Annotated in this window: 14 protein-coding genes; 10 read left to right on the top strand and 4 right to left on the bottom strand. The window is 69.7% G+C overall.

The features are described from left to right. Window positions 1–112: 112 nt before the first annotated feature. The gene (locus tag K0H49_RS02540) at window positions 113–1045 is read right to left on the bottom strand and encodes an AEC family transporter (protein ID WP_219209576.1); all 933 of its coding nucleotides are present in this window, start codon (window positions 1043–1045) and stop codon (window positions 113–115) included. An 82-nt stretch (window positions 1046–1127) separates the two neighbouring features. On the opposite strand from K0H49_RS02540, the gene K0H49_RS02535 reads away from it, so the two are divergent. The 8 genes from K0H49_RS02535 (at window position 1128) to K0H49_RS02500 (ending at window position 8241) form a co-directional block, all read left to right on the top strand. After that, window positions 1128–2102 (top strand): tripartite tricarboxylate transporter substrate binding protein BugE, encoded by a 975-nt coding sequence (locus K0H49_RS02535; protein ID WP_219209575.1) that lies wholly within the window; start codon window positions 1128–1130, stop codon window positions 2100–2102. A gap of 63 nt (window positions 2103–2165) precedes the next feature. After that, window positions 2166–3107: a site-specific tyrosine recombinase XerD gene (xerD, locus tag K0H49_RS02530; protein ID WP_219209574.1), complete on the top strand. Its 942-nt coding sequence runs from the start codon at window positions 2166–2168 to the stop codon at window positions 3105–3107. Beyond that, complete coding sequence (locus tag K0H49_RS02525; protein ID WP_219209573.1) at window positions 3104–3886, top strand: DUF72 domain-containing protein; 783 nt, start codon at window positions 3104–3106, stop codon at window positions 3884–3886. The genes xerD and K0H49_RS02525 overlap by 4 nt, the downstream gene beginning before the upstream one ends. After that, on the top strand, window positions 3883–4854 hold the full coding sequence (locus tag K0H49_RS02520) for a Bug family tripartite tricarboxylate transporter substrate binding protein (protein WP_219209572.1): 972 nt from the start codon (window positions 3883–3885) through the stop codon (window positions 4852–4854). The genes K0H49_RS02525 and K0H49_RS02520 overlap by 4 nt, the downstream gene beginning before the upstream one ends. A 31-nt stretch (window positions 4855–4885) precedes the next feature. Then, a complete protein-coding gene (locus tag K0H49_RS02515) occupies window positions 4886–5878 on the top strand; it encodes a Bug family tripartite tricarboxylate transporter substrate binding protein (RefSeq protein WP_219209571.1) in 993 nt (330 codons plus the stop codon). Window positions 5879–5940: 62 nt separating this feature from the next. Further along, on the top strand, window positions 5941–6516 hold the full coding sequence (locus tag K0H49_RS02510; protein ID WP_219209570.1) for a TetR/AcrR family transcriptional regulator: 576 nt from the start codon (window positions 5941–5943) through the stop codon (window positions 6514–6516). 94 nt (window positions 6517–6610) lie between these two features. After that, a complete protein-coding gene (locus K0H49_RS02505) occupies window positions 6611–7744 on the top strand; it encodes a thiolase family protein (protein WP_219209569.1) in 1134 nt (377 codons plus the stop codon). Window positions 7745–7791: 47 nt separating this feature from the next. Continuing rightward, the gene (locus K0H49_RS02500; RefSeq protein WP_219209568.1) at window positions 7792–8241 is read left to right on the top strand and encodes a MaoC family dehydratase; all 450 of its coding nucleotides are present in this window, start codon (window positions 7792–7794) and stop codon (window positions 8239–8241) included. Between the two features lie 6 nt (window positions 8242–8247). Here K0H49_RS02500 and K0H49_RS02495 read toward each other — a convergent pair whose 3' ends face one another. After that, on the bottom strand, window positions 8248–9051 hold the full coding sequence (locus K0H49_RS02495; protein WP_219209567.1) for a ferritin-like domain-containing protein: 804 nt from the start codon (window positions 9049–9051) through the stop codon (window positions 8248–8250). A 43-nt stretch (window positions 9052–9094) separates the two neighbouring features. On the opposite strand from K0H49_RS02495, the gene K0H49_RS02490 reads away from it, so the two are divergent. After that, on the top strand, window positions 9095–9619 hold the full coding sequence (locus tag K0H49_RS02490; RefSeq protein WP_219209566.1) for a gamma carbonic anhydrase family protein: 525 nt from the start codon (window positions 9095–9097) through the stop codon (window positions 9617–9619). Between the two features lie 19 nt (window positions 9620–9638). Beyond that, a complete protein-coding gene (gene hslO, locus K0H49_RS02485) occupies window positions 9639–10637 on the top strand; it encodes an Hsp33 family molecular chaperone HslO (protein WP_219209565.1) in 999 nt (332 codons plus the stop codon). A 21-nt stretch (window positions 10638–10658) separates the two neighbouring features. On the opposite strand, the gene K0H49_RS02480 is transcribed toward hslO, so the two are convergent. Next, window positions 10659–11330 (bottom strand): AAA family ATPase, encoded by a 672-nt coding sequence (locus K0H49_RS02480; protein WP_219209564.1) that lies wholly within the window; start codon window positions 11328–11330, stop codon window positions 10659–10661. After that, on the bottom strand, window positions 11327–11944 hold the full coding sequence (gene pnuC, locus K0H49_RS02475; RefSeq protein ID WP_219209563.1) for a nicotinamide riboside transporter PnuC: 618 nt from the start codon (window positions 11942–11944) through the stop codon (window positions 11327–11329). The genes K0H49_RS02480 and pnuC overlap by 4 nt, the downstream gene beginning before the upstream one ends. Window positions 11945–12157 lie beyond the last annotated feature (213 nt).

The following is a 12157-nucleotide window of genomic DNA, read 5'->3' as shown; positions in this document are numbered from 1 at the left end:
GCCGAACGGACCGCGCGACAGCACCGTGCGCGTTCAGGCCAGGAATGCTAAATCTTTGGTATTCATTTGAACAGTCCACCAAATGGGGGATGGCGCCCCGGCCGCTTGTCTGTCAGTGCAGCAGTGCGAGCGCGAAGGGCAGGCTCGCCACGCCCAGCAAGGTGGACAGCGTGACCAGGCCGGCCACGTACGGCCCGTTGTAGCCCATGCGCGCGGCGAGCACGTAAGCGCTCGAAGCCGTGGGCACGGCGGCAAAGGTCATGAGCACGCTGGCCTGCACCGGGTCCAGCCGCAAGGCCAGCGCCAGGCCCCAGCCGATCAGCGGCAGCAGCAGGTGGCGGATCGACAGCAGCGACACTGCGAGCACCTTGGCGCGCGCCAGCGTCGCGAACTGCATGCCGGCGCCGGCCGCCATCAGGCCCAGCGCCAGCGACGCGGCGCCGATGCGGCTCAGCGTGGGCTCCATCCAGGTCGGCACGCCGAGCCCGAGCAGGTTGACCACCAGGCCGGTGGCGGTCGCGACGATCAGCGGGTTGCGCAGCAGCTGGCGCAGGAAGCCGGTCTGCGCATGGCGCGCCATCGGCCAGACCGCCGCCACGTTCATCAGCGGCACGCCCACGCCGATCAGCACCGCGATCATCAGCAGGCCCTGCGCGCCGCCGAGGCGGTCGGCCAGCGCCAGGCAGATGAAGGAGTTGAAGCGGAACGCGACCTGCACGCTGCCCGCATGTTCGCGCCGGTCGATGTGCGGGCCGATGCCGGGCAGGTAGGGCAGCACATAGGCCAGCGCGACACCGCTCGCGCAGACGCCCAGGCCCGCGGCCAGCAGGTGCGAGGTCTCGCCGAAGTCGATCGGGCTGCGCACGATCGAATGGAACAGCAGCACCGGGAACAGGAAGTAATAGACCAGGCTCTCTACCTGGTCCCACACGCGGCGGTCGAGGGCGGTGTAGCGACACAGCAGCCAGCCGCAGGCGATCAGGGAGAAGTCGGGGAAAAGGAGCTGCGCGTAGTTCACCGGTCGAGGATAAACCGTGCATTCCATGGGTAATCCTGGGCACCGCGATGGGGTGCGAGCCGCTAGCATGGCCGTTTTCGTTTTCACGACTTTCACAAGGAGTTTGCTGATGCAACGTCGTCAATGGAGCGCTCTCGCAGGTGCAGCGGCAATGGTCGCCATCGCCGGGCCGGCGCTGGCCCAGGGTTATCCGAACAGGGCCATCGAGCTTCAGGTGCCCTTCGCACCGGGCGGCACCACCGACATCGTCGCCCGCGTGATCGCCGATCCGCTGGGCCGGACGCTGGGGCAGAGCGTGATCGTGATCAACAAGGCCGGCGGCGGCGGCGTGGTGGGCGCTTCCGAGACCGCGCGCGCGGCACCCGACGGCTACAAGCTGGGCATCGCCACGGTGTCGAGCACGGCCGCCAACCCGGCGATCAACCCCAAGACGCCCTACGACCCGATCAACGACTTCACGCCGATCATCAACATCGCGGCCACGCCGAACATCATCGCGGTCAACCCGAACTTCCCGGCCAAGAACTACGCCGAGTTCGTGGCCGAGCTCAAGAAGAATCCGGGCAAGTACTCGTACTCGTCCTCGGGCACGGGCGGCATCGGCCACCTGCTGATGGAGCTGTACAAGAGCCTGACCAACACCTTCGTCACGCACATCCCGTACCGCGGGGCGGGCCCGGCGCTCAACGACACGGTGGCCGGCCAGGTGCCGATCATCTTCGACAACCTGCCCTCGGCGCTGCCCTTCATCAAGGCCGGCCGGCTGATCCCGATCGTGGTGAGCGCGCCCAACCGCGTGGCCGCGCTGCCCAACGTGCCGACCTTCAAGGAAGTCGGGCTGGAGCCGGTCAACCGCATGGCCTACTACGGCATCCTGGGCCCCAAGGGCCTGCCGAAGGAAGTGGTCGACAAGATCAGCGAAGGCACGCGCAAGGCGCTGGCCGACCCGGCGGTGCGCAAGCGCATCGAGGACACCGACTCGATCATCGTGGCCAACACGCCCGAGCAGTTCGCGGCCCAGATCAAGGCCGAGTTCGAGGTCTACAAGCAGGTCGTGGTCAAGCAGAAGCTCACGCTCGAGTAGGCCGCCGCGCCTTCGCCTCGAAAGCCGCCTTCGGGCGGCTTTTTGTTTGCTATCTTGCGGGCCATGCCCCGCCCTGTGAAAACGCCTGCCGCCCCCGCTTCCGTTCCGGAGATCGATGACTTCGTCGACGCCCTGTGGCTGGAGGACGGCCTGTCGAAGAACACGCTGGCGGCCTACCGCCAGGACCTCGCGCTGTTCGCCCACTGGCTGCACGCCGAGCGCGCCACCGCGCTCGATCGCGCGGCCGAGGGCGACCTGCAGGCCTACATGGGCGAGCGCCTGGTGAACGGCGGGCGCGAAGGCCGGACCGGCAAGGCGACCTCGGCCAACCGGCGGCTCACGGTGTTCAAGCGCTACTACCGCTGGGCCCTGCGCGAGAACCGCATCACGGCCGACCCGACGCTGCGGCTCGCGCCCGCGCGCCAGGCGCCGCGCGCGATCAAGCTGCTGTCGGAACAGCAGGTCGACGACCTCCTCAACGCGCCCGACGTGAACACGCCGCTGGGCCTGCGCGACCGCGCGATGCTCGAGCTGATGTACGCAAGCGGCCTGCGCGTGAGCGAGCTGGTGGCGATCAAGGTGATCGAGCTGAGCCTCAACGACGGCGTGCTGCGCGTGACGGGCAAGGGCGACAAGGAGCGTCTCGTGCCCTTCGGCGGCGAGGCGCGCCGCTGGATCGAGCGCTACATGGACGAGGCCCGCCCGGAAATCCTGGCCGGCCAGCAGACGCCCGACCTGTTCGTGACCGCGCGCGGCGCGGGCATGACGCGCGTGATGTTCTGGATCATCGTGAAGAAGCAGGCCGAGGCCGCGGGCATCCGCTCGCCGCTGTCGCCGCACACGCTGCGCCATGCCTTCGCGACGCACCTGCTCAACCACGGCGCCGACCTGCGCGCGGTGCAGCTGCTGCTCGGCCATGCGGACATCTCGACGACGACCATCTACACCCACGTGGCGCGCGAGCGGCTCAAGCAGCTGCACGCGCAGCACCATCCCCGCGGATGACGAACCCTGGCCTGCCTCCGCTGCGCTTCGGCTGTGCCGGCTGGAGCCTGCCGCGCGCGCAGTGGCCGAACTTCCCGGCGGAGGGCTCGCATCTCGCTCGCTATGCGCAGCGCTTCGACGCGGTGGAGATCGACACGTCGTTCTACCGGCCGCACCGCCTGGAGACCTATGCGCGCTGGGCGGCCAGCACGCCCGCGCACTTCCGCTTCGCTGTCAAACTGCCCAAGACCGTCACGCACGAGCGCCAGCTGGTCGATGCGATGCAGCCCTTCGACGCGTTCCTCGCGCAGGTCGCGGGCCTGGGCGACCGGCTGGGTTGCCTGCTGGTGCAGCTCGCGCCGCGGCTGGCTTTCGATGCCGATGTCGTCCAGCGCTTTCTCGCGGATGTGCGCGAGCGCCACGCGGGCCGACTCGCGCTCGAGCCGCGCCATGCGAGCTGGTTCACGCCCGAGGCCGATGCGCTGCTGGCGCGCTTCGAGGTCGGCCGGGTGCTGGCCGACCCGGTGCTGCACGACGGAGCCACCGCGCCCGGCGGCTGGCCCGGCCTGGTCTATGTGCGCATGCACGGCACGCCGCGGGTCTACTGGTCGGCCTACGACGAGGCCCTGCTGGCCAGCGTCGCGCAACGGCTGCGCCAGGCGCAGGCCGAGGGAGCCGAATGCTGGTGCGTGCTCGACAACACGGCCGGCGGCGCGGCGGTCGGCAATGCGCTGAGCCTCGCCCGGCAGGCGGCAGAATCGGCGCCGGAACACAACAACACGGAGACCGCATCACCATGACCGCTCGCAAGAACTTCTGGACCGCCCTCGCGCTCGCCGCCGCCGCGGGCCTGGCCTCGGCGCAGGGCTACCCGAGCACCAAGCCGATCCGCCTGATCGTCGGCTACCCGCCCGGCGGCGGCATCGACTTCGCGGCCCGCACGGTGCAGGTGCCGATGCAGGAGGCGCTCAAGCAGCAGATGGTGGTCGACTACAAGCCCGGCGCCAGCGGCATGATCGCTGCGACCGAACTGACCCGCCAGGCGCCCGACGGCTACACGCTGCTGCTGGCCAACACCGGTCCCTTTGCCATCGCGCCCTACCTGCAGTCCAAGCCGCCCTACGACCCGGTGAAGCAGTTCACCTACATCGGCCAGATCAGCCAGGGCAGCTATATCGCCGTCACGCGCAACGACCATCCGGCCAAGGACCTCAAGGCCTTCGTGGCCTGGGCCAAGGGGCAGCCGGGCAAGGTCAACTTCGCCTCGGGCGGCGCCGGCACCTCGACCCATCTCAACGGCGAACTCATGAACCAGGTCACCGGGCTGGACATGACGCACGTGCCGTACAAGGGCAGCGCCCCGGCGGTGCAGGACCTGATCGGCGGGCAGACGCAGATCCTGATCGACGCCGGCAGCGTGCTGCTGCCGCAGGTCAAGGGCGGCAAGCTCAAGGCGCTGGCCGTGACCGGCCCGAAGCGCGATCCGCAACTGCCCGACGTGCCCACGGTGGCCGAGCTGGGCCTGGCCGGCATGGAGTCGGTGGGCTTCCAGGGCCTGGTCGGGCCGGCGGGCATGCCCAAGGACGTGGTCGACCGGCTGTCGAACGAGCTGGCCAAGGTGCTGGCGCAGCCCGACATCCAGGCCAAGTTCGCGGTCGCGGGTGCGGAAGTGCATTCGCTGGGCCCGACGGCGTTCTCTGCCTTCGTGAAGGCCGACAACGAGAAATGGGCCAAGCTGATCCGGGAACGCAAATTGCAATTGGACTGAGTCCCCCACAACCTTCAACGAGAACGATCGAATGGATTCCCGAATTTCGCGGCGCGCCGCGCTGGCCCTGTCCGCCCTGGCTCTGGCTGCCGCCGGCACGCTCGGCGGCGCGGCCGCCTCCGCGCAGACCCTGCCCAAGACCTTGCGCATCATCGTGGCGTACCCCGCCGGCGGCGTGAGCGACACCGTGGCGCGCGCGCTGGCCGACCGGCTCGCGGCCCAGATGAACATCCCGGTGGTGATCGACAACAAGGCCGGCGCCAGCGGCAGCATCGGCATGGACGCGGTGGCCAAGGCCGCGCCCGACGGCGCCACGCTGGGCTTCTCGGCGATCAGCCCGCTGGTGCTCAACCCGCACCTGGGCAAGTCGCCCTTCGATCCGCTGAAGGACATCCAGCCGATCGCCAGCGTGATGTATTCGCCGGTGCTGCTGATGGCCACCTCGGCCAGCACGAGCAAGGACTTCGCCGGCCTGCTGGCCGAGGCGAAAGCGAAGCCCGGCGCGATCCGCTGGGCCACCTCGGGCCAGGCCTCGCTGGGCCACATCATGCTGGAGCAGCTGCACGCCGGCGCGCGCATCGAGGTCACGCACGTGCCCTACAAGGGCGGCGGCCAGCAGATGAACGATGCGATCAGCGGGCAGTTCGAGGTGCTGTCGACCAACGCGGGCGGCGCGCTGTCGCAGTACATCAAGGCCGGCAAGCTGCGGCCGCTGGCCGTGGGTGCGCCGGCGCGGCTCGAGAGTCTGCCCGAGGTGCCGACGCTGGCCGAGCTGGGCTACCCGGCGGCCAACCTGTCCTCGCTGTTCGGCGTGTTCGCGCCGGCCGGCTTGCCGCAGGCGCTGGCCGCGCGCTACAACGCCGAGATCAACAAGGCGCTGGCCACGCCGGAACTGCGCGCCAAGCTGGTCGCGACCGACAACGTGCCGACCGGCGGGGCCGCGGCCGACTTCGCCAAGTCCATCGCGGCCGAGTACGAGAGCAACGGCCGGGCCATCAAGGCGGCCGGCATCAAGGCCGACTGAGCGACAGGGTCATCGGGCGGGGCGGGCTGGCATGCCCCGCCAGCCTACCTTATAGTAGGCGCATGTCCGCCGATGCCCTTGCCGCTCCCGCCCCCTCCACCCGCGAGCAGATCGTGCGCGTGGCGCGCCGGCTGATCCGCACGCGCTCCTACCTGGGCTTCAGCTTCCAGGACGTGGCCGACGAGATCGGCATCCGCAAGGCCAGCCTCTACCACCACTTCCCGAGCAAGGAAGCGCTGGGCATCGAGGTGATGCGCGAATCGAACCAGTCCTTCAAGGCCTGGGCCGCCAGGCCGCGGGCGCCGGCCGAGGCGCTGGACGCCTACTTCCTCATGTACCGCAATGGCCTGCAGGCCGGCTCGGCGGTCTGTCCTGCCGGGGCACTGGCGCCGGGTTGGGACTGCATCGAGGACGAGTTGCGCCAGACCGTGCGCGAGCTGCGCGACACCCAGCTCATGTGGCTCACCGGCGTGCTCGGCGCGCTGGTGCACGGCGCCGCGAAGCCGGTGTCGGCCGGCGCACTGGCCGCCTGCGTGTTCGCGACCAGCCAGGGCGCGCTGCTGTCGGCCCGCATGAGCGGCCGGCCCGAAGATTTCGACCTGGTCGTCGACCAGCTCAAGGCCATGCTGCCGACCTGAGACATCCGATTGCCCCTGGCACGCCTCTGCGTGCCTTTTTTCAGCCCCGAAAAACTACCGATCGGTTGGTAGTTAGACATCGAAAGGAAGCAACATGAAAGCCGTCATCGCCGCCTATGCGCGCACCCCCTTCCACTTCGCGCGCAAGGGCGCGCTGGCCGAGGTCCGCCCCGACACGCTGGCCGCGCAGGCCGTGAGCGGCCTGCTGGCGCGCACCGACCTCGACCCGGCGCTGATCGAGGACGTGATCCTCGGCTGCGCCTATCCCGAGGCCTCGCAGGGCAACAACCTGGCGCGCATCGTCGGCCTGCTCGCGGGCCTGCCGCTGGAAGTGGGCGGCATGACGGTCAACCGCTTCTGCGGTTCCTCGATGCAGGCGGTGCACATCGCGGCCGCGCAGATCGAGGCCGGCATGGGCGAGGCCTTCCTCTGCGTGGGCGTCGAGTCGATGACCATGGTGCCGCAGGGCGGCTTCAATTTCTCGCCCAGCCCGGAGTTGCTGGCGAACACGCAGGCCTACATCTCGATGGGCGAGACGGCCGAGAACGTGGCCACGCGCTGGAACGTGAGCCGCGCCGACCAGGAGGCGCTGGCGGTCGAATCGCACCGCAAGGCCGCCGCCGCGCGCGCCGAAGGCCGGCTGGCCGACGAGATCGTGGCGGTGCGCCTGGCCAACGGCGATGTCGTCGATGCCGACGGCTGCATCCGGCCCGGCACCTCGGCCGAGGCGCTGGCCGGGCTCAAGCTGGCTTTCCGGCCCGACGGTTCGGTCACGGCCGGCACCTCGTCGCCGCTGACCGACGGCGCAGCCGTGGTGCTGGTCACCAGCGATGCCTTTGCCGAGAAGCACGGCCTGAAGCCGATGGCGCGCATCCGTTCCTTCGCCTCGGTTGGCGTCGATCCGGCCGTGATGGGCATCGGCCCGATCCCGGCCACGCGCAAGGCATTGGCGCGGGCCGGCCTCACGGTCGCCGACCTCGACGTGGTCGAGATCAACGAGGCCTTCTCCTCGCAGGCGCTGGCCTGCATCCGCGACCTCGGGCTCGACCCGGCCACGGTCAACCTCGACGGCGGCGGCCTGGCCATCGGCCATCCGCTGGGCGCGACCGGCGCGCGCATCACGGGCAAGGCCGCTGCGCTGCTGGTGCGCGAGAACGGGCGCTATGCGCTGTCGACCCAGTGCATCGGCGGCGGGCAGGGCATCGCCACGGTGCTCGAACGGGTCTGAGGGGTGGCATGACAAGATCGCCGCACCAGATTTCCCAGGAGACTCCGATGTCGAAAAAACTCTATCTCGACGACCTCTCGGTCGGTGACCGCTTCACCAGCGGCGAGCACGCGCTCGATGCGGCGCAGATCATCGCCTTCGCGCGGCAGTTCGACCCGCAGCCCTTCCACACCGATCCCGAGGCGGCGCAGTCGACCTTCTTTCGCGGCCTGGCCGCGAGCGGCTGGCACACGGCGGCGCTCACGATGAAGCTGCTGGTGGAAAGCGGCCTGCCGCTGGCCGACGGCGTGATCGGGTCCGGCGGCGAGATCCAGTGGCCGCAACCGACCCGTCCCGACGACGTGCTGCACGTCGAGGGCGAGGTGGTGGAGATCATCCCTTCGCGCTCCAAGCCCGGTCGCGCCATGGTGCAGATGCGCTGCGAGACCAAGAACCAGCGCGGCGAGGTGCTGCAGCGCTTCGGGCCCAAGTTGGTGGTGGCGAGCCGGCCCGCCTGAGCGGGCTCAGCCGCTGGCCAGCTCGCTCAGTTCTTCGTCGGTGAAACCGGCCAGCGCGCGCGCCTCGAGGTTGAAGGGCGCGCGCAGCCGTGGCGCGTCGTGCCGGCGGTACAGCACGCGGTAGTGCGCGATCGGGTCGAAGCCGTCGCGCTCGCAGGCCCAGCGGTACCAGCGGTTGCCCACCGCCACATGGCCGACCTCGTCGCGCAGGATGATGTCGAGGATCGCGATGGCCGCGATCGCATCGGGCGTGCCCACGCGCTTCAACTTCGCCTGGATCAGCGGCGTGGCGTCGAGCCCGCGTGCCTCGAGCGTGCGCGGCACCAGCGCCATGCGCGCCAGCACGTCGTGCGCGGTCTTCTCGCACATCGACCACAGGCCGTCGTGGCCCGTGAAGTCGCCATAGCAAAAGCCCAGGGTCTGCAGGTGCGCATGCAGCAACTCGAAGTGCAGGGCTTCCTCGCCGGCGACACGCAGCCAGTCGCGGTAGTAGGCCTCGGGCATGCCGTCGAAGCGCCAGACCGCATCGAGCGCCAGGTTGATCGCATTGAACTCGATGTGGCAGATCGAATGGATCAGCGCGGCGCGGCCCTCGGGCGTGAAGGGCGAGCGCTTGCCGACCTCGGTCGCCGACACCCGCAGCGGCCGCTCGGGCCGGCCCGGAACGTCCTGTTCGTCGATGCTGTCCTGCAGCGCGATCGGGGGCAGGGGGACGCTGGCGGCGTCGGCTGCAAGGGTGCGCGTGGCGGCCACCTTGGCCTCGGGGTCGGTCAGGCGCAGGGCGGCGAGGGCGCCGAGACGAGGGTGCATCCCTACAATTCTAGTTTTAGCCCCAGAACAAGGAGACACCGCGATGGCCCTGTATGAACTCGATGGCGTGGCGCCGCAACTCGCAGACGGCGCCTGGGTGGCCGACAGCGCGCAGGTGATGGGCGCGGTGACGCTGGCCGAGAACGCCAGCGTCTGGTTCGGCGCGGTGCTGCGTGGCGACACCGAAACCCTGACCATCGGCCGCAACAGCAACGTGCAGGACCTGTCGGTGCTGCACGCCGACATCGGCTGTCCGCTGACCATCGGCGAGAACGTGACGGTCGGCCATCAGGTCATGCTGCACGGCTGCACCATCGGCGACAACACGCTGATCGGCATCCAGGCCGTGGTCTTGAATAACGCGAAGATCGGCCGCAACTCGATCGTTGGCGCCGGCAGCGTGGTGACCGAGGGCAAGGAGTTTCCGGACAACTCCCTGATCATCGGCGCACCGGCCAAGGTGGTGCGCACGCTCGACGATGCGGCGGCCGCCAAGCTGCGCGCGAGCGCCGAACACTATGTGGAAAACGCCCATCGCTTCGCGAAGGGCCTCAAGAGAATCTCCTGAGGGAGAGAGAAGGACTGTTTTGAGCGAGCTGCACAAATTCCTGTTCGACGGCATGCCGGTGCGCGGCATGATCGTGCGCCTGACCGACGCGTGGCAGGAGATCCTGGCGCGCCGCGCCGCCAACACCACCACCGGGCCCTACCCGGCGCCGGTGGCCGAGCTGCTGGGCGAAATGACCGCCGCGGCCACGCTGATGCAGTCGAACATCAAGTTCAACGGCTCGCTGATCCTGCAGATCTTCGGCGACGGACCGGTCAAGGTCGCGGTGGCCGAGGTCCAGGCCGACCTGGGCCTGCGCTCGACCGCCACCATGGTCGGCGAACTGCCGGCCGATGCGCGTTTCCCCGACATGGTCAACGTCCAGAACAAGGGCCGCTGTGCGATCACGCTCGAGCCCAAGGGCCGCGTGCCCGGCCAGCAGCCCTACCAGGGCGTGGTGCCGCTGTTCGGCGACGACGGCCAGAAGCTGGGCAAGCTCAGCGAAGTGCTGCAGCACTACATGCTGCAGAGCGAACAGCTCGACACCACGCTGGTGCTGGCGGCCGACGACAAGGTCGCGGCCGGGCTGCTGATCCAGCGCCTGCCGGTCAAGGGCGAGGGCAACCTCGAAGGCACGGCGGGCATCGACCTGAACCTGGCCAACCAGGACGAGATCGGACGCAACGAGGACTACAACCGGATCTCGATCCTGGCCTCGACGCTGACACGCGACGAGCTGCTGACGCTCGACGTCGAGACCATCCTGCGGCGCCTGTTCTGGGAGGAGAAGGTACTGCGCTTCCAGCCGCAGGTCGGCGCGCTGGGTCCGCATTTCGCCTGCAACTGCAGCCGTGAACGCGTGGCGCAGATGATCCGCGGCCTGGGCGTCGAAGAGGCCGAGGGCATCCTCGCGGAGCGCAGCGACATCGAGGTCGGCTGCGATTTCTGCGGCAAGCAGTACCGTTTCGACGCGGTCGATGCGGCCCAGATCTTCCGCCCGCCGGGCAACCAGTTGCCCGGCAGCCCGACGGTTCAGTGACGCGCGAGGGTGCTGCGCGCTTCAGGAGCGCCGCGCCACCAGTTCGGTGAACAGCCGGTGCTCGCACACCGGGTCGGAGCATTTCTCGCACGACCACTGCCAGCCTTCGCTGGCGCGCCCGGCCGCGCGGCGCGAGGCGGGTGCCTCGAACTGCGCCGCGAGGTTCAGCGCGTTCCAGGCGTTGCCCAATCGTTCGCCGCCGCTGCCGTGCACCACCGCGTACGACACGCCGGCCCGGCCCAGCGCGGCGCGCACCAGCGCGTCGACGGGTTCGCGCACGTGCGGGCCGTCGCGCTGCATGCCGTCGGCCACCCAGGGCAGGTCGAGCGCGGTGAGCAGCGTCATCGTGTAGCCGGCCTGTGCAGCCAGCGCCTCGGCATAGAGCGATCGGTCGTCGAACAGCCACTCGCTGTAGACCGCGGTCATGAGCGCCGTGGTGTCGGCCACCGCCACGCCGTGCCGCGCAGCCAGCGCGATGCGCCGGCTCTGCTCCGCGGCGATGGCGGCCTGCTCTTCGGGCCGCGGCGTGCGGCCTTCGCGCTCGCACCATTCGCGCAGGTACTCGGGCACCTGCGTGGCCACGATGCCGCGCTGCGTCAGCCGCTCGGCCAGCGCGCCCGCGAGCGCGGTCTTGCCGGTGCTCTCGGCCCCGAGCACCGCGATCACGCAACCCGCCGACAGCGCTGGCGTCATGCGATGGCCCTCGGCAGGCGCCGGTGCCAGGCCAGGTAGCCTGCCACGCTGAGCGCCGCGAACACCGCATAGAGGCCCACCGTGAGCCACAGGCCCTTGTGCACGAACAGCCCGATGCTCACTGCATTGACCGCCAGCCACACCAGCCAGTTCTCGATGTACTTGCGTCCCAGCAGGAACTGGCCGACCAGGCTCAGCCCGGTGGCGAAGCCGTCCCACCAGGGCACGTCGGTGTTGGTGAAGCGGCGCAGGAAGAGCGCGACCGCAGGCCAGGCCACGGCGCAGGCGAGCAGCACGAGCGCGATGCCGCGTGGCGACAGGCGCGTGACCTGCAGCGCGCTGCCGTCGGCGCGATGCCCGCGCAGCCACTGGAACCAGCCCCAGAACGCCACGACGGCGAAGAAGATCTGCAGCAAGGCGTCGCCGTAGATGCGCGCCTGCGCGAACACGCCGAAGTACAACAGCGAACTCACGATCGCCAGCGGCCAGCCCCAGTGGATCTCGCGCATGTTGCAGCCCACCATGACCAGCGCCAGCGACGCCGCCAGCACCTCGAGCCAACTGGTCGGGGCGCCCCAGAGCACGAAGGCGGGCGCGGAGAAGAATTCAGGCATCAACACATTCTCGTGGCGTTGCGTCGGCCTAGGGCTCGCAGCAAGCGAAGTCTGTTCGTGAAACACCGCGGAACCGGCTTTGCCGGGCCGCAGGTGTTGCCCCCGGAAGGGGGAAGGCAAGCGACACGAAGTGCGCGCAGCCCCGGGGGGAGAGCCCAGTGCTACCGCGCAACCGGCTCAGCCGGGCTGCCGGTGTTGCCCCCGGAAGGGGGA

Source organism: Variovorax boronicumulans, assembly GCF_019352895.1.
GTDB lineage: Bacteria > Pseudomonadota > Gammaproteobacteria > Burkholderiales > Burkholderiaceae_C > Variovorax > Variovorax boronicumulans_A.
Note: the sequence above shows the minus strand (reverse complement) of the source record. Positions and strands in the feature narration are given on the sequence as shown.

What these genes read in the sequence shown, in the direction of transcription:
- K0H49_RS02540 (WP_219209576.1), bottom strand. Translation starts at nt 1,045, where the DNA reads ATGGAATGCACGGTTTATCCTCGACCGGTGAACTACGCGCAGCTCCTT.
- K0H49_RS02535 (WP_219209575.1), top strand. Translation starts at nt 1,128, where the DNA reads ATGCAACGTCGTCAATGGAGCGCTCTCGCAGGTGCAGCGGCAATGGTC.
- xerD (WP_219209574.1), top strand. Translation starts at nt 2,166, where the DNA reads ATGCCCCGCCCTGTGAAAACGCCTGCCGCCCCCGCTTCCGTTCCGGAG.
- K0H49_RS02525 (WP_219209573.1), top strand. Translation starts at nt 3,104, where the DNA reads ATGACGAACCCTGGCCTGCCTCCGCTGCGCTTCGGCTGTGCCGGCTGG.
- K0H49_RS02520 (WP_219209572.1), top strand. Translation starts at nt 3,883, where the DNA reads ATGACCGCTCGCAAGAACTTCTGGACCGCCCTCGCGCTCGCCGCCGCC.
- K0H49_RS02515 (WP_219209571.1), top strand. Translation starts at nt 4,886, where the DNA reads ATGGATTCCCGAATTTCGCGGCGCGCCGCGCTGGCCCTGTCCGCCCTG.
- K0H49_RS02510 (WP_219209570.1), top strand. Translation starts at nt 5,941, where the DNA reads ATGTCCGCCGATGCCCTTGCCGCTCCCGCCCCCTCCACCCGCGAGCAG.
- K0H49_RS02505 (WP_219209569.1), top strand. Translation starts at nt 6,611, where the DNA reads ATGAAAGCCGTCATCGCCGCCTATGCGCGCACCCCCTTCCACTTCGCG.
- K0H49_RS02500 (WP_219209568.1), top strand. Translation starts at nt 7,792, where the DNA reads ATGTCGAAAAAACTCTATCTCGACGACCTCTCGGTCGGTGACCGCTTC.
- K0H49_RS02495 (WP_219209567.1), bottom strand. Translation starts at nt 9,051, where the DNA reads ATGCACCCTCGTCTCGGCGCCCTCGCCGCCCTGCGCCTGACCGACCCC.
- K0H49_RS02490 (WP_219209566.1), top strand. Translation starts at nt 9,095, where the DNA reads ATGGCCCTGTATGAACTCGATGGCGTGGCGCCGCAACTCGCAGACGGC.
- K0H49_RS02480 (WP_219209564.1), bottom strand. Translation starts at nt 11,330, where the DNA reads ATGACGCCAGCGCTGTCGGCGGGTTGCGTGATCGCGGTGCTCGGGGCC.
- pnuC (WP_219209563.1), bottom strand. Translation starts at nt 11,944, where the DNA reads ATGCCTGAATTCTTCTCCGCGCCCGCCTTCGTGCTCTGGGGCGCCCCG.